Genomic DNA, 24,100 nt, shown 5'->3' with positions numbered 1-24,100 from the left:
TTATCGACCCTCCCCAATACGATCGCTCAACCGGTCGCCTATCAGATTGGCGCTTAGCACCAGCAGAAACAGCCCGAGCCCCGGAAAGGTCGCGATCCACCATGCGGTCGCCAGATAGTTGCGCCCTGTCGATAGCATTGCGCCCCAACTGGCGGTGGGGGGTTGTACGCCGAGCCCCAGAAAGGACAATCCGGCCTCAAAAAGCACCATCAGCCCGAATTCAAGCGTAGCGACGACCAGCAGCGGGCCGACGATGTTGGGCAGAATGTGCAAAGCCAGAACCCGTGATGGCGTGGCCCCCATGGCGCGGGCCAGACGTACGAAAGGACGCTCTGCCACTGCGAGGGTCTGTCCGTAGGCTACGCGCGCATATCGCGGCCAGCGGGTCAGGGCGAGCACGAGGATTACGTTGATAAATCCAGGGCCCAGGACTGCGACGGTGATGATGGCGAGCAGAATGGCCGGGATCGACAGGAAGATATCCACTAGGCGCATGAGCACCATTTCCGTCCATCCGCGCAGATAGCCAGCGGCCATTCCAACGGCAATGCCGACAACCCCAGAAAGCAAAACCGAGAGCACTGCGACCGAGATTGAAACTCGCGCGCCGTGGATCACACGGCTGAGAATATCACGGCCAAGCTCGTCGGTGCCTAGCAGAAATGTTGCGCCGCTCCGGCCTTCGTAGCCGGGTGGTTTCAGGCGACCCAGCAGATCCTGACGATCCGGATCAAGGGGGGCAAGCCAGGGCGCAAAGATGGCCACAAGAACCAGTAGGCCCAGCAAGAAAGCTGGCCACCAGACCAGCAAGGGGCGAAGACTGGGCCGCAAGATATCAACCCGGGCCGTCATGTCGATCCGCTCAGCTTAACGCGCGGATCAACGATGGAATAGAGGATGTCGGCAGCCAGATTGGCGCCGATCGTGACGAATGCACCCAGAAGCACCACCGCCTGCACCACGATGAAGTCACGCGCGGCGATGGATTGCACCGTGAGCTGACCTAGGCCGGGCCAGGCAAAGACCGTCTCAACGATCACGGCACCTGCCAGCAATTGCGACACTTCAAGTGCGGTGATCGAGATGACGGGAATCATAGCGTTTCGGATCAGATGTTTGCGGACCAGCCTGCCGGTTCCGACGCCTCGCGCGCGCGCTGAGCGGACATAGTCTTTGCCAAGTTCATCCACGATGGAGGCTCGTGCGATCCGGGCGAAGGTTGCCAGAGACAAAAGTCCAAGCGCGATGGAAGGCATGATGAGATGCGCGAAGGTGCCGGTGCCGGATGAAGGCAGCCATCGCAAGTGCACGCCAAAGATGAGGATCAGCATGATGCCCGACCAGAAGGTGGGCAGAGACTGACACGCCAGAACCAGCCCCATAATCCAGCGCGAGATTGCCCGCCCCCGCGTGAGGGCCATCACCAACCCAAGGGGCAGACCCACCGCCAGCGCCACGACCAGCGCCCCGCCGGCCAGTTGCAGCGTTTGGGGAATCCGGCTGAGCAGAATGTCCCAAACGGGCGCGTTCTGGATAAATGAGCTGCCAAGGTCAAAGCGCGCCATGTCGGCCAGAAAGCCAAAGTACTGCACCCAGATCGGGCGGTCGAGCCCAAGGGCGGCGCGCATGAGGTCGATATCTGCCTGCGTGGCGGTCTCGGGCAAGAGCAATGCAATCGGATCGCCGGTGAGGCGCTGGATGAAAAAGACCAGCGTCACCACCCCGAAAGCCGCGATCAGCGCCTGCCCGCCGCGTTGCAGAGCGAACCGTAGCATTACTCGGCAATACTCATACGGTTGAGGAACATGCTTTCATTCGCCGTTGGTTCGAACTGCAATTCAGCCGCTGCGCCATAAAGTACAGCAGCCTGATACATCGGCAATAGATAGTAGTTTTCCCGCACGATTTCAGAGACTTCATTGTAAGCTGCCTGCCGTACCTCCGGGTCGAGGGAAACCCGCGCTTTTTCGAGCAAAGCATCGAGTTCCGGCACATTCACCCGGCTCCACAGGCTGTCGGAATGCAGCGTCGGATATGAGATTCCGTCCGCGTCCTGACAGGCACAGGACCAACGACCAAAACTGAGCTCACTGTTGTCGGCCGGATCAGAGCGAACGATGTTCAGGTAGGTGGGCATATCCGTCATCGAGATCGAGATGTTGAAACCCGCGTCATTCAGCATCTGCTGAACTGCCTGGACGATCCGCTGGTCAAAGACCGGGGCGGTTGCCAAGGTGGCGGGTGTCTGTGCCAAATCAGGATTCTCACCGGTGATTTTCCGGGCAGTTTCTGGATCATAGTCGAAAAGTGGCAGATCAGGGTTGTACCCGAAGTGGGCAGGGCTGGCCATCTGTGCCATCGGCACTTCTCCGGCCTGCAACAGGCCCTCGGTGATGCCGAGACGGTCAATGGCGAGGCTCGCCGCTTTACGCATGTTGACGTCGTTGAAGGGCGGTTTGTCGAGGTTCAGACCGACATATCCTACCCGTTCGGTTGGCGCAGAAAGTGCTTTGACTTCCGGATTGCCCTCCAATTGTGCCGCAGCATCCGCATCAATGCTTACGACCAGGTCCGCCGTGCCCGCTTGTAGATCGGCCAGGCGGGTGGCAGCGTCAGGTACGGCGCGGAAGATTGCGCGTTCAAAAACCCCGCTGTCGCCCCAGTAGGCGCCATTGCGCGCCAAGGTGACCGAAATACCCCGGTTCCATTCCTCGAACTTGTAGGGCCCTGACCCTAGTGGTGCGGCGTTGAAGGCCTCTTTGCCCAAGGCTTCGACCACGTGTTCCGGTACAATAGAGAGCTTCACAAGTTGCGCCATGAGCGCAGGGTAGGGGCCGTTGGTCGTGAGTTTGACTTTGTTTCCTTCCAGAACCTCGGCGCCGATGATCTGGTTAAATTGCCCGAGCTGCGGCGAGGCAAAATCCGGGTTGGTGATGCGTTTGACCGAATAGACCACGTCCGAAGGCTCCAGCGCTTCTCCGTCGTGAAAGCTCACACCCTCACGAATTGTCAGGACAAGCTCGGTTTCGCTGATCTGATCCCAGGCGGTGGCAATCTGCGGAACGATCTCGCCGCTATTGTTGCGCGTCACCAGATTGTCGAAAACGTTGCGATACACGTAGTAGCTGTCCGGGTTCCATTGTACATGCGGATCGAGCGAAGATGGCTCACCGGCCAAATCGATGGTGATATCCCGGGAATAGGCGGGCAGGGCGAAGATCGCCATCGCGACGCCCGCCAGCAGGCCCTTGAATGTGGAAGTCATGAGTTTCTCCTGTTGCTGGCAGCGTTTTGTCGGGTCCGCGCAATCACGCCGCTGCCGGGCGTGAGAGGGGCGTCGCTCTTGAGGAGCTGACGCATGAAAAAGGCTTCCTGGGCATCAATCAGGGATAACCGGGCGGCGATTACGCCATCGGCGTCTTGTGAGAGGACTGCGCTGATCAGATCGTTGATGTCGTCGCGCAGAAAAATATGGCTTTCGGTCTCGTCTTCCAGATACCGCGTGATCCGCGCGGTATGGTGCCAGAGTTTGCGCAGGTGCCGCGCCGTGAAAGGGTTGATCGCACCCAGCAGCAACCCGTCCACACGGTCGACATAGTGACGGAACGAAGCGACGGCGGCCGTTTCACTCCGCGGGCGCAGCGCTCTGACCACCTCGCCAATATGTCCCAATTCGGTGCAAAGTTCCGCGTCCGGTCGCGCCTTCGACAGGAGCGGTTCGGCAATCCGCCGCGCTTCGAGCACCTGCCCGATCAATGCGCCGGTCACGGGCAGAACAAGCCACCCGGTGCGTGGCTGCGGTGACGCCCAATTGTCATAGCCCAGTCTTGTCAGCCCTGCGCGTGCCGCCGCACGGGTGAGGCCAAAATGTTCCATAACATCCGCTTCGGTGACAATTTCGCCCGGGCGAATCTCGCACCATATGACGGCATCAAGCAGCCGATCCTCGGCAAAACGAGACTTTGCTTCGGGCGCTGGAACTATGCCGCCCTGCTGGGGAGATCGTATGAGCGGAGAGCTGGGATCATACATGAAATTTTATCCTTAACATATGGACATGTTCATACAGCACTTCTGACATGTCAAATATCATCATTAAAATGTTCACGATTGGAATGTCGACGGTGAACACTCAATTCGGATACGTGAGCGAACCCATTGTTTCGTTGTGATTTTTAGCAGGACGCGCATGAGTATTGCGGACAGTCGTTTTCGCTAGTCCGATGGGCTACCTCATACACTTGCGGGTCGAATCGCCGGATCGATGGGAAATTTTGGCTATCTCTCAGCGCGGTACGATCAGGTTCTGACGAGGTTTGAGGCAACAATCCCGGCCTCGGTATTTTGCCGGGAACATCTTGAAAACCAGCTCCAGCAAAGCCGTCGTGTCGATATTTCGAACCTTCTTCGCAGCGCTGAACCACGCGTCTGGCACCGCTTGTAGCCATCTGTGATCTTTTGCGTCGGCTGGGAAAGCGGGCGGTAGACTAGCCTGCAAAGGGGCTATTTTTCCACAATCCTCTGGCCGAAGAGCGTTAACCATCCCCTAACAAGAAAGTAGCGATCCGATATTCTCCCATTTATAAATAATTGTATTAAAACGTGTGTTTCCGCTCTTTGGCGTGAAGGCGTTGGGCAACCGGATGTTTGATCATGAATGAACTCTTGAATGCTTTCGAAATTCTGGGTGTCGCACCCGGAAGTGACGATGAGACAATTCGAAGGGCGTGGCGCGCACTCGTCAGAACGTACCATCCGGATATGGCAAAAGCGGATCCGAAGGGGGCGAACCGACGCCTTGCAGAAATAAATGCAGCTTGGGATCTGGTCAGTGCGCGAACGGATGCTGACGTTCGCCGTCTGAAATTGATGATGGCTCAAAGACGTCTGGCCGAAGAGCGCCGTCAGAGGGAATTGGAATTGCGCCGCCAACAAGCGCAAGCGGCTTATCAAGCTGCACAAAAAGAGCGTTTGCGCGAAGAAGCGCAACGCAAGACAGCGGCATCGGGATCGGAAACGCAATCCAGTGCCAGTTCGGTCTTTGAAACTGCTTCTAGCGAAACAAATAGTAAGAGTGCTGTGAACCTGCCGATGCAGCATGGCGAGACCACTGACACCGATGCGCGCGCGCGTTCACAGCTGACAGCCATGGCGCGCCGGATGTTCGAAGCCGCACGGACAATCTGTTCCGCTGAGATCCACGAGGAGACGCGTCCCGTCTTCATGTGAAACCTCATCGAGTTTGAGGACCTTAGATTGCGTGGTAATGCCGCGAAATCTCTAGCTTGAGGCCACGGTTTCGCAGGCGAGCCAGGCTTGTCTTTCTGAATTCCCTTCGATGCACAAAACCGTGAGCGCAGTTGCCGCCTGACAACACCGGGATAAAGTATATCGAAACCATATCGGCGGTAGAAAGAAACTGACGAATCCGTGGGAAGCGATTGCAAATGTTGACAAGACGGCACTTTATTCAAACGTCAGTAGCCATGTTCTCGGCACCTGTTGCCATGACGGCCTTACCCCGTTCAGGCGCCGCGCAAAGCCAGTGGTCCGCTTGGGACGCGCGCGTGACGCCTGCGGGTTATGATCCTGCAACGACCAATCCATGGGGGCTCCATTCTCGGTTCCTGCCGGTACGGGTTGAAGCGAATTCAGGTCTGCGCCCTGGAGACATTCATGTGGATGCAGTTGCCCGTTATCTTTACCATATTGAAGAAGGTGGCACGGCCATGCGTTATGGCGTGGCCATAGCCCGGGGCAATCTCTATGAGCCGGGAACTTATGACATCAGACGCAAAGCACGATGGCCGAAATGGACGCCCACCGCAGATATGATCCGGCGAGATCCTGGCCTTTATTCCGAATTTGCAGATGGGGTTCCGGGGGGGCCGGCCAATCCACTAGGGTCGCGCGCGCTTTATCTCTTTGTGGGGAATCGTGACACTTACCTGCGTATTCATGGCACCCCTTATCCGCGGTCGATTGGTGGCCGCGCAAGTTCTGGATGTGTGAGGATGGTAATGCCGCATATCAATGACCTCTACGAGGAGGTTTCAACGGGTGCGACAGCTTATCTCTACCCTGCGGAGAGCTATTTGACGGCAGCCAGCTAGAGGGGCTTATTCCGCGTCAGATCTGCGGGCGTGTACAAATGGGCCGACCCTCCTTGTTGCGCAGAGGCAACAGCGTGGTCTCAACCGGCCCTTTGTGACGGTACCAGTAACATCCGTCTTCTTCCCGGATTTTCACCGCGCTCAGATCCTGGTTTGGGGCTGCGATGGCCACGACGCCTTCAGGCAGGTTGCCAATGAACCCTTGCGCTGAGGTCCCGCCGGATGGCGAACAGGCTGCAAGACTCAGCATAACGACAGTCAAAAACCCAGATCGCATAGCATTTTCTCCTCAGACCGGACCACACCTCGTGGTTCACGCGGCCAGCCTACCCGCAAACTACTTAAAGCAGGGTTTCACCTCTGACAATTCGGCGCAAATCTTGCGCCTTGCAGCGATTGCAGAGAAACGCCTGAAAGAACGATGCTGAACCAGATACCCGCAACGCGTCATAGCCGCAGAGGGAGAGTTATCAAAAGCAACCGCCCAGCGAGATACGAACAGCATTCCTGCGAACGAGGGATCATGATTGTTCCGGGCGTTTGGATAGGTCGCCACTCCAAAGGAAGCTTTTTCTCTAAACCGCAAAATATGGAGGTGACTGGCCGTGCTCGCGGTCAACCATGTAGTGATACCTGTTTTTGCCGCAACACTCGAAGTGCCAGTCGTTGCAGGCCCACGCCGGTGCGAAATTCGAATTCTTCGAAGTGAAAGCGGCGCGCGGTGACGCCGTATCGCAGCAAGCCTGTTTGAAGCGACCGCCGCAACGCAACCGGGCCGCAGAAAGAGACCTTCATCTGCGAAAGGTCGGTTCCGACCATTTCCGCGATCAGGTCTGCTGACAGGCGCTTGCCCTCACATGAAAAGATCACGTGCAGAGTAAGGTTTGGTTTTTCTTCCGCGAGCGCCTGAACTTCTGTCAGATGTGGAGCATCTTGTGGGGAGCGGACGCAATAAAAGAGGTGGACCGGATCGGTATGCGTATCCAGCGCGTCGCACCAGGCCAGAAAGGGGGTTACTCCGATGCCGCCAGCGATCCAGATTTCCGGGCCCCTGTTTGAAAGTCTGAAACGCCCAAATGGTCCCTGTACGCGAACCTCTTGCCCGACATCGAGTTCATTACGCAAATTGGATGTGAAGTCACCCAGCGCTTTCACGGTCACCCGTAGTGTTCCGTCTGCACCGATTTTGGAGAAGCTGAAAGGATGCGGCTCGCTCTTGCCCGCACCTGTGAAACGCAAAATACCGAATTGCCCCGGATCAGGCACGACTCCCTTGCGATCAGGCTTTAGGGAAATCGCGAGCGCGCCGCCGGTTCTTTCAAGATTCAGGATTTTGTAGCTGTGTGACGGGCGCATCCGTTCGGGCAACATCATCCAGATGTAGGCCGTGATGCCGGCAAGGCAGAATGCGCTTGTGTAGAGACCAGCCGGGTCACCCATCTGGAAAGGCTTCATGATGAAGAAGAAGTGGAAGGTTCCTGCGACAAACAGGGCACCCATTGCTTTGTGGGTCCACTTCCAAAGATGATAGGGGATGAAGGTCGCAACAGAAATCACAACCAGTATCAGCAGGCCGTAGAGGCTGATCTCTCCAAGGGTCTCAGCCAGTTCGTTTAGGGCTGTTTCCCGACCCAACCCTCGCATTTCAGCGTCGATGGTGTCATGCAGGAGGATGGCCGTCATCGCGACAATGCCAGCCCATTTGTGCAGGACATAGATGCGATCCAGGCCGCCAAAAATAAGCTCAATACCTGGCAACCGTGTCGACAGGATTTGCCCCCAAGCCATCAGTACGAGCGCTGCCAGGCCCAGATATTGGGAGAAGAGCGCGACCTGATCTGTCACGTCCGGGAGTGTGATGAGCTGATAGGCGGGGAAAAGGGCTGTCGCAACGATCAAGAAAAGTCCCGAAGGGTTCATATGTGGTCCTTATGTCAGTGTTTGATGGGCAGTTTTGACGAGATCGTCGGCGAGCAGGTCGTCCAGGAAAATACTGAGAAGCTGCAATCGCCCGGCAACATCGGCTTTGCGGTATACAGAGGCACATTGTGCTTTGATGGTGCCCTGTTTTGTGTCCCGAAGATCTGCCATTTCAGCGATTGAAAACCCTTTGATCGCCAGGATGGCGACCTCTCGTTCGGCTGCTGTCAAAGACCAAGCATGAAAACGCGCCTCCAAAACCTCGCTGAACGCACCTGATGCGACTTTGATTTGGTCTTCCAACTGGTCCTGGCGTTTGAGGACCTGCCGCAATTCGTTCGCGGTGAATGTCAGGCCAAAGAACAATGCAACGGTCACCAAAGCTTCGATGGCGTCGCTCTCTGCCAGCTGATTGACCGACGTGGGCCAGAGCAAATCCCATGCGATATCCATCAGGAAATAGGCGCAGCATATGGCTTGCAGCGTGAACAGCGACCATAAAACAGCAGCACGTGACATGGAGTGATCCTTAGAATGCGAAACGGTGCGCTCTTTCTAGCGAGCGCACCGTCAAATTGTTAGCTGTCTTCGGCACCGTCTTCATCGTCCAGTTCAATCTCAAGGATCAAGCCCGTTTCAGGCGAGACTTCAATTTCGTATGTTTTGCCGTCGAGCATCGCTTCGACTTCAATTTCATCCTTGTCGAGCTCTATCTCGGAAATCGCGTAGCCCTTCGCCTCCAGCGCGGCTCGAACGGCGGCATCCGATTTTCCCAATGCATCGCCGACACTGATATTGGCCAGAGCCATGCCGGGTAGAAGCAGGCCAGCCAACAGAACCATTTTACCATTTTTGATCATTTTTTATTCCTTTTCATGATACCAATTGCCGCGATTTTGCGGTGATCATGAATTGGGCCGTTCCAGGGGCGATTGAAATTGAACTTCCGGGGGAGTTCGGGCGGCATAGGCCGAAGGTTTAGAGGGTTGGAGCAGGAAATAGTGCCTCGCCTGTCCCTCACATGGGCAATCATGGCAACGACGGTCGCTGGAATATCAAAAAGTTTTGCAGGTTGAGAAACCCGCCTTCTCATGGTCAATGGAGCGCAAATCTACATACATAGGGGCGCAGCATGCAGGAGACGTTCGATTCCATTCTCGGAGCGATCGGCAAGACACCGTTGGTGCGTTTGGACCGGTTGACGAAACACTATGGCTGCGAGGGGACAATCCTCGCAAAACTGGATCACCTCAATCCCGGGTTTTCAAAAAAGGATCGCGCCGCCCTCGGGGTGATCGAAGCTGCGGAGCACGACGGTACTCTCAAACCTGGTCAAACTGTGGTTGAATTGACGAGCGGGAACATGGGGACGGGTCTTGCCATTGTTTGTGGCGTTAAGGGCTACCCTTTTGTGGCAGTGATGTCGAAAGGGAACTCGCCAGAGCGCGCGCGGATGATGGCGGCGCTTGGCGCCGAGGTGGAGTTGGTGGATCAGCTACCAGAAAGCAGGCCGGGTGAAGTGTCGGGCGCCGATTTGGCGGAGGTCGATCGGGTTGCGGCCCGGCTAACTCAAGAGCGTGGGGCCTTCAGAGCGGACCAATTTCGCCGAACGGGCAATCCGGATGCACATGAGCAGACCACCGGCCCCGAGATTTGGAAACAGTCCGATGGAAAGATAGATGCTTTTTGCGATTTTGTGGGGTCGGGCGGCACTCTGGTGGGCACCTCTCGCTATCTGCGCAGGCAAAACCCGCAAGTGAAGTGCTATCCAATCGAACCGGAAGGTGCCGCAGTTCTTGCAGGAAGAGAGGCAAGGAACCCCGATCATCCCATCCAAGGGGGTGGCTATGCCATGTCCGACCTGGACTTCTTGCACGGGATGTCTTGGGATGGGTTTCTTCGGGTTGATGGCAACACCGCGCGACAAACATCTCGCGATCTGGCGCGCCTGGAGGGGATATTCGCGGGATTTTCGGCAGGTGCAAATGTAGCGGGGGCGGTTGAATTGCTGAGAACCGCCCATCAGGGCCAGACCATCGCGGTTATCATTTGCGATTCAGGTCTGAAGTATCTTTCGACAGACCTTTTTACGTCCGAAGGCACGCGCGCCTGAACTTGTCGATCTGATCACTATATCCTCTATCGACCAGTATAGTTTTAACGTATTGGCTGCATTTGATCGCACAGTCCCGCGCGCATGCGGGATGTTGTATTGTCCGACCCATTCGAAAATGGTCTCGGCACGCAGGTGAAAGCCAAACCTGGAAAATAGAAACGGCCCCGGACTAACCCGAGGCCGTTTTTTTGTTTTGCCAGATTTACTCCGCTGGCATGACCATCGTCTCAGGGTCAATGGTCGTCGCAACGCCCGCAGCCTCGCGGCGGCTGTCATTCCAGATCGCTTTGATCAAGGCAATGCACATGAGGGCCATCACGAGCGAGAAGGGCAGGGCCCCAATCACCATCGCGGTTTGGATCGCACCTGTACCGCCTGAGATCAGCAATCCGCCAACCACAAAGGCCAGTGCTGCACCCCAGAAGAGGATGTGGGGACGCGCTTTTGGTCCTTCGTCGCCAGCCGCGTTGATCGTGTTCACGATCAGCACCGCGGAGTCAGCCGAGGTGACCAGGAACGTCATCAGCAGCACCACGATCAAGACGGCCATGGCCCACGCCAATGCCTGAGCAATAGGTGCCAGCATGAATTCGGTCATCGCAAAGATCTTGTCGCCGTTGGCAGCATCAAGGATAAGTCCGTTTGCGCCTCCGTTCAGCTCCAGATCGATGGCCGTGCCGCCAGCCCAGGCGAACCAGACGAAGCACATCAGCGATGGTACGATCATTGCGCCCAGCACGAATTCGCGGATGCTCCGACCGCGCGAAATACGCGCCAGGAACAAGCCCACGAAAGGTGCGAATGCGATCCACCAGGCCCAGTAGAACACAGGCCACCAGCCCTGCCATTGCGTTAGCAGGAAGGCTTCGGACCCTTCGACACCATCAGAACTGTAGACGTTGAAGCTCAACCAGGGCAACGCGACCAGATAGTCCCAGATGCCTATGAAGAACGCAGATGCGCCAAACCAGGTAGCGCCGAAGATGATGAAGAAGCCCAGCAGGAATATCGACAACACCATGTTGATGTTCGAAAGCCATTTGATGCCTTTCCCGACGCCGGAAAGGGCTGACATGGTTGAGGCCCCCATAATGACGAGCAAGGCGACCACAATTCCCAACGTGGTGGCAGAGCCATCTTCCAGCGCCAGACCGCCAATACCGATCCGGGTCAGACCGGCAACGAATTGTTCGACACCGAAACCAAGCGTCTGAGCAACACCAAGAATGGTCGCAACAACCGCGACAATATCAATGACGTGACCGACTGTGCCAGACAGGGATTTGCCAAACAGCGGGGTCAGCGACGATCTGATCGTCAAAGGCAATCCGCGACGGTAGCTGAAAAACGCCAGCGCGAGGCCCGCAATCGCGTAACATGCCCAGGCTCCCAAACCCCAATGCAGATAGGACCACACATAGGCCGTCCGAACATTGTCGACATCAAGTGCTGTTGTTACACCCTGGATGACCGAAGGGTTGTTTTTGAAGTGCGCGACCGGTTCAGCCACAGCCCAGGTCAGCATGCCGACGCCAATCCCGGCACCGAACATCATGGAAAACCAAGAGAAATTTGAGAACTCGGGCTTTTCACCAACTGTCCCAAGATTCAACCGCCCGGCGGCTGGCCAAATGGCCAAACCTATGCAGACCAGAACAAATGCTGTCACGACCCAGATGTACCAAGCGGCAAACTGCGCCAGGATAGCGGTGTTCCAATTGCCGAGGATTGTTCCGGCCTGCGTTGGCCAGACGATACACCAGACGACGAGCAAACTGATGATGATCTTGCTGACCACCGTCACGTTCACGCTGAACCCCCGATAAAAACCGTTCTCCGCGGTCTTGATCGGTAGATCAGATAGTGGAGGTTTCATTGACATTCTTGCTTTCTCCCGTTGTCACCGCGCGCTTCGCGCGCTCTTCACTTTGGAAACTGTACAGCTTGACCATGGTTTGACAACCTGCAACGTAACTCCCTATAGTTTCAGTCCGGGGAAACTTATATGGCCAAACTCGCGCTCATCCGCAGCCTGAGTGACATCGATATCAGGCTGGTCAGAATATTCATCGTGGTGACGGAGTGCGGTGGATTTGCTGCCTCTGAGTTGGAGCTCAATATCGGGCGCTCGACAATTTCCAAGCATATATCGGACCTGGAAGCGCGGGTCGGACTAAAGTTATGTAATCGCGGGCCTTCTGGCTTTTCCTTGACCCCGGAGGGCGAGCAAGTCCTTGCTGCCGCGCGAAAATTGCTTTCTTCCATTGATGGCTTTCAGTCAGAGATTGACAACATCCACACCAATTTGACGGGTACATTGCGGATTGGTCTCTTCGATCAATCGACCACCAACCCCAATGCGCACATCCACAAGGCGATCCGAAGTTTTGATCACGTTGCCCCTGATGTGGCGCTGGAAATTGCCCTGGATCCCCCCAGCACATTGGAGGCGCGCATTGCTGATGGGACGATGGATGTCGCGATTGTTCCTGTTCACAGGAAGTCGACTTTGCTTGCCTACACACCGCTCTACACTGAACATATGACGCTTTACTGTGGAGAGGGTCACCTTCTGTTTGATGCCGATCCAGACGCGTCGGCGGCTGATCTCGACCTCTCAGGGCACAAGTATGCCGGGTATGCATTCAACTCGCCCAATATGAAAGCCGGTCAAAACCTCGGCTTGAAGCGTGCGGCGCGTGTGCAGGAAGAAGAAGCGCTCTTTCTCCTCATTCAATCAGGGTGTTACCTGGGCTATCTCGCTGATCATGTGGCCCGGCCATTGTTGCGCCGCGGTCGTCTGAGGCCGGTCGCCGCTGCGGAAACGAGCTATGCCAGCACGTTCGCTGCGATCGTAAGGAAAAAGCCGTTGCCGGATCGCAAGACGCTCGAGTTTCTCGAATGTCTCAAGGCTGCGCATGGAAATCTCGCGCAATAATAGAGAGGTAGCCTCGCTATCCTCAAGCGCGCTCACATGAAATTCAGGTGCTTTGGCCTGCGTTTGAAACACGCCCATCCTTCGCAATTCCGGCGGCGTCAAATCGGGTGTTTTCCCTTTTTCTGCATTGGTGACTGGTTCCGGCACAATTGCACGGCTGGCTGCTGGAGCGCTTGTGGAATGCCCGGAATGTCATCGCAAGTCTTGAAAAATAACCAGCGATCAGCCGCAGCCTGCATGTTCCTCAGAATGGTCTTTTGCGACACGGTTCCGGTGGTATTGATTGGTCGTTGCAAAGGTCGGTAGCCAATTTTCGCGACGAACGGTCCAAAGCTCGTAGGTTGGTTTCAGCTGGTCAGGAGCATCCAGCGAACCAAGATGAATTTCGATTTCGCCATCGCTCAGCGAAAAGACCGAAGAACCACAGACCGGGCAAAAATGACGTCCGGCGTAGCCCTGTGTTTCACCAGTGATCTCCACCGATCCTTGCTCAAACACGGCTGAAGCATGGAAGAGAGCTCCGTGATGTTTGCGACAATCCATGCAGTGACAGATGCCGACCCGGCAGGGCGCGCTGGACGTTGTCATCCGCACCTTCCCGCAAAGGCAGCCACCTGTAAGAACTGTCATGAGAAATTGTCCTCTGGCTTGTTCCGCTATCGTCACACTGCCTGCCAATTGGCGAGACCGCAAGAACAGCTGACAGCTTGCACGTTGACGGCCCACTTCGGTTCAGGCATCGGGATCGGGTGAGAGTTGATGGGCAGCCTGCTCAGGACCCAGACGTTCAAGCCGATTTAGGAAAACCTGTGACACCGACCATTGCGACCGACCGCCGTGCCAACCTGTTTGGTAGCCTCTGGATGATCGCGTCGATGGGAGCTTTCGCGATCGAAGACGCATTTGTCAAAGCGGCGTCCGCAACTCTACCGATCGGTCAGATACTCATCCTGTTCGGATTTGGTGGCGCGTTGGTGTTCGCTGGTGTGGCCCTTGTCAACAGAGAGGCTCTGTTCACGGCCGATGTCGTCTCGCGCACAATGCGCCTGCGCGTGTTTTTTGAAGTCATCGGCCGGCTGTTCTATATACTCGCGATTTCGTTGATCCCCTTGTCGGCCGCAACCGTGATCCTGCAGGCAACACCATTGGTCGTGGTAGCAGGTGCCGCGCTGGTCTTTGGCGAAAGGGTAGGGTGGCGTAGATGGGCAGCGATCTTCTTGGGGTTGATCGGTGTTTTGATCATCGTTCAGCCCGGCACCGATGGTTTTTCCACGCTGTCAATCCTTGCGGTTATTGGCATGATTGGCTTTGCCGGACGCGATCTTGCCAGTCGTGCGGCACCTGCCTCTCTCGGTACCGCTATCCTCGGATTGTACGGGTTCTTGTCCATCGTTGTCGCTGGCGCGCTGTTTTCCGTGTGGCAAGCGGCGCCATTTGTGCAACCCGATGTCAAAACCTGGTTGGTTTTGTCGGGAGCAGTTTTGACAGGCGTTTCTGCGTATTCGTGTTTGATGAAAGCAATGCGTACTGGCGAAGTTTCCGCTGTAACGCCGTTCAGGTACACACGGCTGATATTTGGAGTGGCATTTGGCGTTGCGTTTTTTGGAGAGCGGTTAAGCGCTTCCATGCTGATTGGATCAAGTCTGATTGTGGTTTCAGGTCTTTTCATTCTATGGCGGGGAAAGCAGGTCAAACTGGCGAACTAGCGGACTAAACGACGCGAAGGCCAACCGGTGGATATCATAGGCAGCGATACTGTAGGACGCGGATCATGGATTGATCAGCCGCTTTCCGTCACGAAAAACCTGCGTCCAAGGGAGGATCGAGAAGGACGCTCTCAAACCGGTCGGCCAAAAGGGGTCCATTCTGATCAGCTCTTCGACGCGACTTTCCTCTTTTGCCTCCACGATCCAGAGCCCATCCCGACCCTTTCCTGCCGGGTCGGTAAGCGGACCTGCCGCCTCAATGACATCCGCATGGCGTTCGAGGAAAGCGAGATGTTCCTGCATGTGAGTGTTTCGGAGATTCGGATCGGCGTCTGCAGTATCTTCAAATAGAATAATGTATTTCATTGGGCTCTCTCGTATTGTTCTTGGGGATCATTGCATGGCGAAAAAGCTGATTGAATGGAGATAATGGACTATCTATTCTGCAAAAATGCAGGATCATAATTAGGATGACTTGAAGTGCTTGTTGGCATTGCAACGGAAGGGAACCCTGTCCGAAGCAGGTCGAAGGTGCGGGGTAAGCGAGACAACAGTGGCGCGTCGTTTGAAACGCCTCGAGCGTGCGCTCAATGTGGAACTGTTTGCCAGGAACGAGCGCGGAAATTTTGAACCGACCGATCCCGCCCGTGCCATCCTCGACCATGCCGAAGCGGTGGAATTCGAAAATGCAGCCCTTCGTGAAAAACTTGGTCAACTGGCCGGTAGAATAGAGGGGACCGTTCGACTGAGTTCGGTGCCGATGATCATTCGTCACATTCTGGTGCCCAATCTGGAGGCGCTGTGGGCCGATCATCCCAACGTGACCCTGGAACTGGTGCCGGAGCCGCGAAACGTCGATCTGACGAAGCGAGAGGCAGATTTAGCAGTTCGGTTTTCGCGCCCTGCACAGGGCGGGCTCATGACGAAGGCCAAGAAACTCAGTGAACTGGAATTTGACGTTTTCTGCGCGGCAAAGACTTCCGCCGGCGCGGAAGATGATCTTGGTTGGATCGGTTATGACGATGCAAATATCACGCTGCCTCAGGCGCGTTGGACTGACGCGCTGAGAAGACAATCTTCAGGTAGGTCCAGCGTGCTAAAAGTGGAAGACATTGATACGGCTCTGGAGGCGGTTGCCCACGGGCTTGGCAGGGCGGTGTTGCCAAAAGCTGCCTGTAAACGGGACAGCAGAATCCGCCCCGCAACGGCGCAGTTCAGACGCCAAAAGATGACAAGGGAGGTATGGCTACTGTCCCATGCGGATTTGGACTCTCGTCAAGCTATCAGGGCGGCAAAGTCCTGGCTAACCAACCTGACTTGGTCATAAGAGTTTTTTGAGATTTTCCGCCGCTGTGGAGGATTCACACGATCTATCCAAGGGAAGGGATTGCGTCTCATAGACGCCAAGCCAAGACAATCCGCGTTGAGGTCATATGCCGAACGGGACCCCACCTGCGACCGGAAAGTTGATGCCCGTGACGTAATTGGCCTGAGGCCCTGCCAGGTAGGCAACTGCATTGGCCACATCCATTGGTAAGCCCGCATCGCGCAGTGCAACAGCGGCGTATCGTTGGGCCTTGATTTCATCCAGTGGCAAGTTGTGTTCGGCCGCGAGGCGCTGATTTGCAGCCAAATGCATGTCGGTTGCGATATAGCCGGGGCAGACCGTGTTGCAAAGAATGCCGTCGACACCAAATTCAGCCGCTATCGTCTTTGAGAGACCTGCCAGACCGTGTTTCATGGCGGTGTAGGCGCCAAATCCTGGTTCCGCACCAAGGCCTCCGGTTGAGCCAATATTGATGATCCGGCCACCGCCTGCTTTACGCATTTCGGGGATCACCGCTTGGGCCATCATCATCGGTCCCAATAGGTTGACATCAAAGCTGCATTTCCACTGCTCAGGCGTTGTCGATAGGAAATTTTGAGATCCCGCCAAGGAACCTGCATTGTTGACCAGAATGTCGACGCCACCGAACTCAGAAACGGTTTTCGCCACGCAATCCTGAACATCGGCTTGTCGCGTTACATCTAGCCTGACCGCGATGGCGCGACTTGGCCCCTGACTGATCTCGGCGGCAAGTTCGTCGAGCAGAGACATTTTTGCAGGTAATCCGTCCGAACTCGCAGACGTCCCGTCGATGTCCGTGACAACAATGTCGGCACCATCCTTGGCCAACCGAACTGCTGTCGCTCGCCCGATCCCTCTTAGCGCGGAAGCACCGGTGACAATCGCTGTTTTCCCTGTCAGTGTTCCCACACTTGAACCCCGCAACTGAGTTGACGTCATGCAATAGCGGTAGCTGAATTTGACGGATTTTCAAATGCGGCACAGGCGTATCATTTCACCTCAAAGATTAGCCGGCTAAACGGGAATAGGAGTTCTCTTTGCATGCTGAAACTTGATCATATCACGGTTATTGCGCCAAGCCTGGCCGAAGGCGCGGGACATGTGAGCGCATGCCTCGATTTGGATGTGCCCTTTGGCACGCGGCACATCTACATGGGGACCCACAATCATCGGCTTCAGCTCGGCCGTGGCGTCTATCTGGAAATTGTGGCGCTTGATCCTGATGGTGTCGATCCCGCGCAGGCCAGATGGTTCGGGCTCGATAACCAGCAAAAGGTGAGAGCCGACTGGGATGCAGGACGCAGGCTTCGAGGATGGGTCGCAAATACGGTCGAGATGGATCGTATTTTGTCAGACCACCAGCAAACCTTTGGTATCCCTGCTCTTCTTCCACCGGATGCTCCGGAGTTCGCCTTCGCCATTCCAAAGGACGGTTCCCTTCCTCTTGACGGAGCCGCGCCAAGCCTGATTGATCATCGGGGCGTGCCGACCCGCATGGACGAAATTCCCCAGATGGGTGCGCGGCTGGATAGCCTGACGCTGGAACATCCGACCCCGGAAACCATCAAGGCCCTTTACGCCAAGCTGGGCATCGACCGGCCACCGAAAATCGTTAAAGGGCCGCAAGTTCGGTACACAGCACACGTAGAAACGCCAAATGGCAGGCGTGTGTTGACGTGATGCACCATTTGCAAAAGTGGCGCTGGGTCAAGTTGACGAGGGGGGTTTCATGAATAAGCCGGCAAGGGCAGCTCCAGCAAAAATCCCGATTGATAGGCTTTGTCCAGCAAGGCGCTGCGGCGTGATGTCGATCCCTTTGAGCCGTTCAGGATTTCCAGCTTCCTATTGGTAAATCCAAAGTAGCCGAAGGTGCCTTTGATCAAGGTTGTCTCCAAAGCTGTTCGGTAGCCCATTTCTGACATTTCATCTGAACGCGCCCCTGCCGGGATCAGAAAAATGCCGGTCCTGGGCCTCTGGAGAGATACCTCCGGATCGGCCAATTGGTCATATGCCCAGCCCCACGACCAGACACGATCTACCCACCCTTTGGTCATGGCTGGCATGCCCCACCAAAACAGAGGAAACACAAAACAGACTGCATCCGCTTGGGTGATCCGCTCCTGCTCTCTGAGCACATCGGGCGGCGCAGGACTTGCGTCATCTGCTTCGACATCGGCCATGGACCAGCGCGGGTCAAAACCTTCTGAATGAAGATCAGCCATTTCCGTGGTATGCCCTGCCGCTTCTGCCCCGGCATTGAAGCGGCGCGCCACGGCTGCGCAGAACGCTTCCGGGTTCGGATGATCAAGGACCGTCAGAACGTGCATCTTCATACCCAGTGTTGTTGGTTCGAAATGTGCAATTTCCGGTACCATTCAATGCAAGGGTTTCCTACCCCGTTCCAGGAGTTTCGGTTTGCAAATGGCGACGGATACCGTGTTCCATGGTGTGGATTGATTGGCATCTGTCCGCCAGTCCACCCGCTCACATGAATGTGACGCGCCAGAATAGTTGGCGCACCGCATACTCAAACCAGCACATGTTTCAACCATGGGAGGATTCGATGAGAGTATATATAGGCCTGTTGATTGCCATTCTGGCAGCTCCGGTTTTTGCACAGGAAGCAAAACGCAGCATCGAGCCGGTTGCTGGCGACGTCTTCTTGATGAGAAACAACTTCCACAATTCGCTTCTTGTGGCGACGACAGAGGGTGTCGTCAGGGTTGACCCGATAAATGCTGAGGCGGGATCCTGGCTCAATGCTAATCTTGATCAGTTCGGCCAGGAAAAGGTGAGCCACTTGATCTACTCGCATAGCCATGGTGACCATGGGTCCGGTGGCGGAGTACATGACGGTGCTCTTGTGATCGCTCATGAGGATGCGCCGGAAACAATTGATGGTGTCGCGCCAGATCTGCGCGTTGGCGACACCCATGTCCTTGAGGTTGGTGGGAAAACGATCGAACTCCACAACCTCGGTGCAGGCCATGACAATCACATGTTGGTCACGATCGTTCGTCCCGAAAACGTGGCGTTCATTGTGGATGTCGCTGCCCCCAAGCGCCTGCCGTTCCGTGACTTTCCGCGTTCCGATATCGGCGGATGGTTTAAACAACTTGAAACCGCCCAATCACTGGATTTCGAGATTTTCGCCCCCGGTCACGGCAACGTGGGAACGAAGGCTGATCTCGATGATGCTTATACTTATATGGTCGAACTGCAGGCAGCGGTCCTTGACGGTTTAAAGGCCGGAAGCTCCACAGAGCAACTAAAGGCCGAAGCCACCATGGATGCCTATAAGGGTTGGGGTCAGTATGATGCATGGCGTGAGCAGAACATCGACGGAATGGTGCGGTATCTCAGGTCGTCCGGTCAGGTTGAGTGATCCTTGCCCCGTCAGCCTTTTGAAGCTGGGAACCCTTAGCGAAGCCTGATTTGCGTCATCGCGTGCGAGGACAAATGCTTGGTCAACAGGAATTTGTGGACACGTTTTGGCACGCTCTAAATATCAAATAACTGGTTGTTGATCGCTCTGGTGCCCAACGCCAGTTTTGATGTGATAAGATGGAATTGAAAAACGTAAGTCCAAGAGGAGAAATCCAAATGACAAACGTCTTACCAACGCGTCGTGCCTTTCTTGCCACTGGCAGCGCCGCCGTCATGACTGCGGCGCCCGGCGTCCTGCTGCCAACCGGTGCGCAAGCGCTCACACCAACATCTTCGATGCGCGGCGGATCAAATAACTACCTCCCGGGCGCGCCGATCGTGGATCGGATCGGTGGCGGCGGTTTTTGGATGACCGGAACGGTGCGGCGCGCAGGAGATGGTGCCCCGCTTGCCGGTCAGCGTATCCAAATCTGGGCACATACTACGGAGGGGCACGAACGTGATCCGCAAAGCCATGGTGCCACATTGACTGATGCTGACGGGGTATTCCGACTGGAGATGCCGCAAATCGTTCCCGCTTTTGGCCAACCTCACGGGCATCTTGCATATGACAGCGGCGAGTTCGAAACTGTGTTCCTGCGTCCCGTGATGTCGAGTGCAAAAGACACCAGTCTCCGCGCGGACTTCGTTCTTCAACCGGTCTGAGCAAAGTGAATTCCGCAAAGGTGCCAAGCATGCGGCGCATTTTGATCTGGGGGCTGCTTGCAGTGGTGGTGGGTCTGCCGATCGCTGGCGCAGCAACGAGCCCGCTGCTTGCATGGCGGGACCCGGTCTACGTTGCGTCCGGGTTTGCGGGTGTCGTGGGGATGGCGCTACTGCTCATCCAGCCCATGCTGGCCCGTGGATACCTGCCGGGACTGCCCCTGCATCGCAGCCGACGGGTCCATCGTGTCGTCGGCGTTCTGCTGATCGTATCGGTTCTTGCCCATGTCGCAGGTCTCTGGATCACTAGCCCGCCGGATGTGCTCGACGCCCTTTTATTCGCTTCTCCGACGCCATTCTCGGCCTGGGGTGTCATCGCGATGTGGGCGGTTTTTGCCGCGGCCCTTCTGGCCGTTCTACGCAGGCGGCTAGGATTGCCATGGCGTAGCTGGCGCCTGGGGCATACCGCTCTTGCCTCAGTGACGGTCCTGTGCAGCGTGGTGCATGCATTGCTGATCGAGGGAACGATGGAAATGGTGACCAAGTGGACGCTCTGCGTGTTGGTGCTTGTTGCAATGGCAAAAGCACTGGTGGACGGACGGGGGTCTAGGTTGCGATCACCGTCGCGCTGAAACAATGCGTTGCGCGTTAGTAGTGAACAAAACAAGCCTTCCGCTTCAATGCCGTCTGGTCCCATGGGTCTGATCATTCAGCTTTTGAGGTGATTTGATTGAGGACTGCCCAAGTACGGAGCTTTCTTGCTCTCGAACCGGGGCAGGTGGCTACAATCTCAGGATTTGGCAAAGAAATTTATCACCTCATCGATGATCATACGATGCTGTGCGGCGCGCTGCGCGCCACCATTGCTGCAGATGATTTCATCTCCGGGCGCCTCTTTTGCCAGCAATTCGAAACCGCCGGGTTTGCATTGTCCCAGAAAGTCGAAATGAGAGAGCGTATCCGGCTCAACATAGGCCGTATTCGTTGCAGGCAGCGTCTGCACCAAGGCGCGGGATTCGATATCGAGCGTCAGGCCGGAATTCATGATTGGGGCTCCGAAGATCAGCATGGGCCGGCTGATTTTGTGCAAACTATCTGGCGAGAAGCTCTGAGTTCCACCAAGGTCAAAAATCGCAAAGGCGCGGATGCGCGGATCGGAGAGATCGGCCTGCATTTTCGATCTGTCCTCAGGCGTCCTGGCGATCTGCCAGTCTGAGAAGATACCGCACACCAGTTCCCCCGGTGTCTCGCGACAAAAGCGATCTATGCGCGCGGGGTCGAAGCGGGCACCGGCAAGGGCCGCAGCAGTAAATCCGCCCAGTGAATGGCCCGCCATGAATATCCGATCTGGATTGACTTCGGCGGGCAAGCTGCCGCCCGTGAGTGCGAAGTCAATTAGCCGGCTGATATCCTTCGGGCGTTCCCAAAGCTCACGACGTTGATCCGGATCGCGCGACCAGGTCGAGGTTCCGGGATGATCGATTGCCGCGATGACATATCCCTGTTTGGCCATGGCCCCCGCGAGCCAGGCCTGATTTAGGGAATTGCCAAACATGCCATGGGATAAAACGACCAAAGGGAAGGTACCCCCGGCAGGTTGTGCATTTCTTACGACGTTGGTACTCACCCAAACTTCGCTTTCGAAATCTGGGCTTGCAGGTTCAGTTGCCTCGGTCGGATACCAGATCAGGCCTTTTAGATTACGGTTTCCCATCGGGTCAGGTATTTCAAGGTCGGCCAGCGCCGCCTGATAGCTTTGGGCTGAAAGGGAGGTCGCGAATGTTATCAGAACAGTGGCGAGAAAGAAAAACAGGTGTCTCATGGAAAACTCCGTATCTGGATACTAATGCCCTGACATCTGAGTTGACAGTTCAATTGAAACAACCTGTTACCCTGCCTATACCTGTCCTTGATCATGATCCCGGACGCTCCCGGCAAAAGGAGGACAGATGGACACGCCCGGGCTCTTCAGTTTTCCGCTGCCACTGCTAACGGCACTATTGTGTGGCGTCATCTCTGTGCTGACCTGGCGGCTCAACCTCGGGGTCAGGCGGGCGAGCGCGACGTTTTCGGTACTTTTTGCCCTATGTGCTCTTGAGGCCGTTCTGGTCGCTGTGCGGTTTGGCTACGGTCAAACGACTTTCATCCCTCTGCAACGCGCATTACCGATGTTTCTTGGGCCGCTGATGTATCTGGGGTTCTCGGCCATGAAGTTGAGCAGGCAGCCGTTCCGGGGCGCTGTCGCGGTTCATATAGGCGCGCCTATCCTCCTCATGGCGCTTTTTTGGATATTCGTTGATGACTTGCGCGCACTCGATATCGTCATCAGTACGAGCTACGTTTTTTACATCGGTTCACTTTTCCTGCTTTGGCGGCGCGGTGCGGATGCCTTGATCCACGCCCGTGTGGAGCTCACTTCGAGCCTCTCGAATTGGATTTTGCGCTGCATTGGTTTTCTGGCCTTCATTCTGCTCCTTGATACGATCATAGCGCTGGATTTCGCCATGAACCGGGGGGCCAATGTCACTACGCTGATCTCTTATGGGGCAGCCGCATTGATTGTTGTACTTCTGGCGATGATTTTGGCGTTGCCGCGGTTGCTTGGGGGGCGCCTGGAAGGCGCGCGACACCTTCCTCAGACGACCGAGCCACAGGATCCGGAAATCGAAAGACGTCTGGATGCCGTCATGAGGGATCATCAGCTTTTCCTTGATCCCGAGTTGACGGTTCAGCGCCTTGCAAGACGTCTGCATTTGCCTGCGCGCAATGTTTCTGCCGCGATAAACCGGATGAAGCGAAAGAACGTCTCGCAGTACATCAACGAACTTCGCCTCGCCCACGCCGCAAACCTTCTGGTCAATGGTGAGCAAAGTGTGAAGGACATCGCAGAGGCTTCGGGTTTCATGACGCGGTCGAATTTCTACAGGGAATTTCAGCGGGTCTATGGCCAGTCGCCTACGGATTATCGAAATACCGGATCAAGCAGCAGCGCTCTGGCTGGTGATAGAGGCAGTTCCGAGAACTGAACATTCGTATCAGCCTTGATGTGATTGTCGGTCCGGTGCTTTGCGTGATCAGGTTCGGTTCATCCGACCCTATTTGCCCCCGAATTCCAATGCCTGGTGATGGCACCGATCAGGATTCCATGGTGAATTTGACAAAAAGCCTGTGCGCTCCCAACCTGTGACCATTGTATTGCTCAATTGAGAGGTGGGATGATGGAAGACGAATCTGCGTTGGATGCCGCCAAACACTCCATGAGATGGTGGAACCGTTATTATCATTTTTTGCTCTACGTGCACTTCTCGCTCGGGATCATGGGAATCCTGGTCGGCGCTCTGATCGCAGCGGATTTCGAGTCAGATATGCTGGTCCTGAACCCGCAATTTCTGGGTGTGCTGTCGACTTTGATTGTCGGCGTCGTATCGTTTGTGCAACCCGGCCGCATGGCGAGCGTCTTTTATGATGCCTATTGGCGCATGCGGGTCGCGATACTGCGCCATTCAGAAGGACAATCTGATGCCGCGGCGCTGGTCGATGCAATTGCGAATGGCTTCACCGCGGTGGCTGAAATACAGCCAGAGTCCCTGGGTACGCTTGAAGCATCGGGCAGGGATGCGTCGGAGGGGGAACTGACAGACCATCAAAAGATGCGCCTCGCCGAATTCCGCGAGGAGCTTCTGAAAGAGAATGCGGAAAGCGAAGAGGCCGAAAAGGTTGACCCGGTGTAGGTGCTGCGTTGAGGATTTCCGGCCCGCACTTTTGCAACGCCGGTCACCGCATGACCGCCATGATCCAATGCTCGCTCAATCTGCCTCAATTTCCATTCCGAAGGCTCGTTTTTGACGTTATTTGCCAATGAGAATGATC

The 24,100-nt window shown here is 55.9% G+C and carries 26 protein-coding genes; 12 read left to right on the top strand and 14 right to left on the bottom strand.

Features of this window, described 5'->3' with window-relative positions:
- Genes Q0802_RS13265 through Q0802_RS13250 form a run of 4 tightly spaced genes read right to left on the bottom strand, consistent with a single transcriptional unit; the run spans position 1 to position 4,032 of the window.
- Positions 1 to 852 (bottom strand): ABC transporter permease, encoded by an 852-nt coding sequence (locus Q0802_RS13265; protein WP_298919034.1) that lies wholly within the window; start codon positions 850 to 852, stop codon positions 1 to 3.
- Positions 849 to 1,775: an ABC transporter permease gene (locus Q0802_RS13260; RefSeq protein ID WP_298919031.1), complete on the bottom strand. Its 927-nt coding sequence runs from the start codon at positions 1,773 to 1,775 to the stop codon at positions 849 to 851. Before Q0802_RS13260 ends, Q0802_RS13265 begins: the two co-directional genes overlap by 4 nt.
- Complete coding sequence (locus Q0802_RS13255; RefSeq protein WP_298919028.1) at positions 1,775 to 3,265, bottom strand: ABC transporter substrate-binding protein; 1,491 nt, start codon at positions 3,263 to 3,265, stop codon at positions 1,775 to 1,777. Before Q0802_RS13255 ends, Q0802_RS13260 begins: the two co-directional genes overlap by 1 nt.
- On the bottom strand, positions 3,262 to 4,032 hold the full coding sequence (locus Q0802_RS13250) for a GntR family transcriptional regulator (RefSeq protein ID WP_298919025.1): 771 nt from the start codon (positions 4,030 to 4,032) through the stop codon (positions 3,262 to 3,264). The genes Q0802_RS13255 and Q0802_RS13250 overlap by 4 nt, the downstream gene beginning before the upstream one ends.
- A 621-nt stretch (positions 4,033 to 4,653) precedes the next feature.
- Here Q0802_RS13250 and Q0802_RS13245 point away from each other — a divergent pair.
- Positions 4,654 to 5,229: a J domain-containing protein gene (locus Q0802_RS13245; RefSeq protein ID WP_298919022.1), complete on the top strand. Its 576-nt coding sequence runs from the start codon at positions 4,654 to 4,656 to the stop codon at positions 5,227 to 5,229.
- 218 nt (positions 5,230 to 5,447) lie between these two features.
- Positions 5,448 to 6,113, top strand: a complete 666-nt coding sequence (locus tag Q0802_RS13240) for a L,D-transpeptidase (protein WP_298919018.1) — start codon at positions 5,448 to 5,450, stop codon at positions 6,111 to 6,113.
- 16 nt (positions 6,114 to 6,129) lie between these two features.
- Here Q0802_RS13240 and Q0802_RS13235 read toward each other — a convergent pair whose 3' ends face one another.
- The 4 genes from Q0802_RS13235 to Q0802_RS13220 form a co-directional block, all read right to left on the bottom strand.
- On the bottom strand, positions 6,130 to 6,390 hold the full coding sequence (locus Q0802_RS13235; RefSeq protein WP_298919015.1) for a hypothetical protein: 261 nt from the start codon (positions 6,388 to 6,390) through the stop codon (positions 6,130 to 6,132).
- Between the two features lie 338 nt (positions 6,391 to 6,728).
- Positions 6,729 to 8,033, bottom strand: coding sequence for a ferric reductase-like transmembrane domain-containing protein (locus Q0802_RS13230; RefSeq protein WP_298919012.1), 1,305 nt, complete (start codon positions 8,031 to 8,033; stop codon positions 6,729 to 6,731).
- Between the two features lie 9 nt (positions 8,034 to 8,042).
- The gene (locus Q0802_RS13225; RefSeq protein WP_298919009.1) at positions 8,043 to 8,552 is read right to left on the bottom strand and encodes a hypothetical protein; all 510 of its coding nucleotides are present in this window, start codon (positions 8,550 to 8,552) and stop codon (positions 8,043 to 8,045) included.
- A gap of 59 nt (positions 8,553 to 8,611) precedes the next feature.
- Positions 8,612 to 8,893, bottom strand: a complete 282-nt coding sequence (locus tag Q0802_RS13220; RefSeq protein ID WP_298919006.1) for a PepSY domain-containing protein — start codon at positions 8,891 to 8,893, stop codon at positions 8,612 to 8,614.
- A 272-nt stretch (positions 8,894 to 9,165) separates the two neighbouring features.
- On the opposite strand from Q0802_RS13220, the gene Q0802_RS13215 reads away from it, so the two are divergent.
- Positions 9,166 to 10,146, top strand: coding sequence for a cysteine synthase family protein (locus Q0802_RS13215; protein WP_298919002.1), 981 nt, complete (start codon positions 9,166 to 9,168; stop codon positions 10,144 to 10,146).
- Between the two features lie 205 nt (positions 10,147 to 10,351).
- On the opposite strand, the gene Q0802_RS13210 is transcribed toward Q0802_RS13215, so the two are convergent.
- Positions 10,352 to 12,031: a BCCT family transporter gene (locus Q0802_RS13210; protein WP_298919000.1), complete on the bottom strand. Its 1,680-nt coding sequence runs from the start codon at positions 12,029 to 12,031 to the stop codon at positions 10,352 to 10,354.
- Between the two features lie 123 nt (positions 12,032 to 12,154).
- Between Q0802_RS13210 and Q0802_RS13205 the strand changes: the two genes are divergently transcribed.
- Positions 12,155 to 13,087 carry a LysR family transcriptional regulator gene (locus tag Q0802_RS13205; RefSeq protein ID WP_298918997.1) on the top strand — a complete coding sequence of 311 codons (933 nt, stop codon included), beginning with the start codon at positions 12,155 to 12,157 and terminating at the stop codon, positions 13,085 to 13,087.
- 222 nt (positions 13,088 to 13,309) lie between these two features.
- On the opposite strand, the gene Q0802_RS13200 is transcribed toward Q0802_RS13205, so the two are convergent.
- A complete protein-coding gene (locus Q0802_RS13200; protein WP_298918995.1) occupies positions 13,310 to 13,717 on the bottom strand; it encodes a GFA family protein in 408 nt (135 codons plus the stop codon).
- Positions 13,718 to 13,896: 179 nt separating this feature from the next.
- On the opposite strand from Q0802_RS13200, the gene Q0802_RS13195 reads away from it, so the two are divergent.
- A complete protein-coding gene (locus Q0802_RS13195) occupies positions 13,897 to 14,793 on the top strand; it encodes a DMT family transporter (protein WP_298918992.1) in 897 nt (298 codons plus the stop codon).
- Positions 14,794 to 14,856: 63 nt separating this feature from the next.
- Here Q0802_RS13195 and Q0802_RS13190 read toward each other — a convergent pair whose 3' ends face one another.
- Positions 14,857 to 15,159 carry a YciI family protein gene (locus Q0802_RS13190; RefSeq protein WP_298918989.1) on the bottom strand — a complete coding sequence of 101 codons (303 nt, stop codon included), beginning with the start codon at positions 15,157 to 15,159 and terminating at the stop codon, positions 14,857 to 14,859.
- 109 nt (positions 15,160 to 15,268) lie between these two features.
- Here Q0802_RS13190 and Q0802_RS13185 point away from each other — a divergent pair, with 109 nt between their 5' ends.
- Positions 15,269 to 16,120, top strand: coding sequence for a LysR family transcriptional regulator (locus Q0802_RS13185; RefSeq protein ID WP_366523323.1), 852 nt, complete (start codon positions 15,269 to 15,271; stop codon positions 16,118 to 16,120).
- 102 nt (positions 16,121 to 16,222) lie between these two features.
- Here Q0802_RS13185 and Q0802_RS13180 read toward each other — a convergent pair whose 3' ends face one another.
- Positions 16,223 to 17,050 (bottom strand): SDR family oxidoreductase, encoded by an 828-nt coding sequence (locus Q0802_RS13180; protein WP_298918983.1) that lies wholly within the window; start codon positions 17,048 to 17,050, stop codon positions 16,223 to 16,225.
- A 132-nt stretch (positions 17,051 to 17,182) separates the two neighbouring features.
- Here Q0802_RS13180 and Q0802_RS13175 point away from each other — a divergent pair, with 132 nt between their 5' ends.
- Positions 17,183 to 17,821: a VOC family protein gene (locus Q0802_RS13175; RefSeq protein ID WP_298918980.1), complete on the top strand. Its 639-nt coding sequence runs from the start codon at positions 17,183 to 17,185 to the stop codon at positions 17,819 to 17,821.
- 47 nt (positions 17,822 to 17,868) lie between these two features.
- On the opposite strand, the gene Q0802_RS13170 is transcribed toward Q0802_RS13175, so the two are convergent.
- Positions 17,869 to 18,516, bottom strand: coding sequence for an NAD(P)H-dependent oxidoreductase (locus Q0802_RS13170; RefSeq protein ID WP_298918977.1), 648 nt, complete (start codon positions 18,514 to 18,516; stop codon positions 17,869 to 17,871).
- A gap of 68 nt (positions 18,517 to 18,584) precedes the next feature.
- Here Q0802_RS13170 and Q0802_RS13165 point away from each other — a divergent pair, with 68 nt between their 5' ends.
- The 3 genes from Q0802_RS13165 to Q0802_RS13155 all read left to right on the top strand — a co-directional run bounded on the left by Q0802_RS13165 (position 18,585) and on the right by Q0802_RS13155 (position 20,862).
- Positions 18,585 to 19,526 (top strand): hypothetical protein, encoded by a 942-nt coding sequence (locus Q0802_RS13165; RefSeq protein WP_298918974.1) that lies wholly within the window; start codon positions 18,585 to 18,587, stop codon positions 19,524 to 19,526.
- Positions 19,527 to 19,744: 218 nt separating this feature from the next.
- Positions 19,745 to 20,233 carry a twin-arginine translocation pathway signal gene (locus Q0802_RS13160; protein WP_298918972.1) on the top strand — a complete coding sequence of 163 codons (489 nt, stop codon included), beginning with the start codon at positions 19,745 to 19,747 and terminating at the stop codon, positions 20,231 to 20,233.
- A 29-nt stretch (positions 20,234 to 20,262) separates the two neighbouring features.
- Positions 20,263 to 20,862 (top strand): ferric reductase-like transmembrane domain-containing protein, encoded by a 600-nt coding sequence (locus tag Q0802_RS13155; RefSeq protein ID WP_298918969.1) that lies wholly within the window; start codon positions 20,263 to 20,265, stop codon positions 20,860 to 20,862.
- Positions 20,863 to 21,020: 158 nt separating this feature from the next.
- On the opposite strand, the gene Q0802_RS13150 is transcribed toward Q0802_RS13155, so the two are convergent.
- Positions 21,021 to 22,052: an alpha/beta fold hydrolase gene (locus Q0802_RS13150; RefSeq protein WP_298918967.1), complete on the bottom strand. Its 1,032-nt coding sequence runs from the start codon at positions 22,050 to 22,052 to the stop codon at positions 21,021 to 21,023.
- Positions 22,053 to 22,179: 127 nt separating this feature from the next.
- On the opposite strand from Q0802_RS13150, the gene Q0802_RS13145 reads away from it, so the two are divergent.
- Both Q0802_RS13145 and Q0802_RS13140 read left to right on the top strand, forming a co-directional pair.
- Positions 22,180 to 23,256 carry an AraC family transcriptional regulator gene (locus tag Q0802_RS13145; protein ID WP_298918965.1) on the top strand — a complete coding sequence of 359 codons (1,077 nt, stop codon included), beginning with the start codon at positions 22,180 to 22,182 and terminating at the stop codon, positions 23,254 to 23,256.
- Between the two features lie 192 nt (positions 23,257 to 23,448).
- Positions 23,449 to 23,961, top strand: coding sequence for a hypothetical protein (locus Q0802_RS13140; RefSeq protein WP_298918962.1), 513 nt, complete (start codon positions 23,449 to 23,451; stop codon positions 23,959 to 23,961).
- The last annotated feature ends 139 nt before the right edge of the window (positions 23,962 to 24,100 follow it).

This window comes from uncultured Roseobacter sp. (genome assembly GCF_947495275.1).
In the GTDB taxonomy this organism is placed as follows: Bacteria; Pseudomonadota; Alphaproteobacteria; order Rhodobacterales; family Rhodobacteraceae; genus Roseobacter.
The sequence above is the reverse complement of the archived record's forward strand: the minus strand, read 5'-3'. Positions and strand labels throughout refer to the sequence as shown.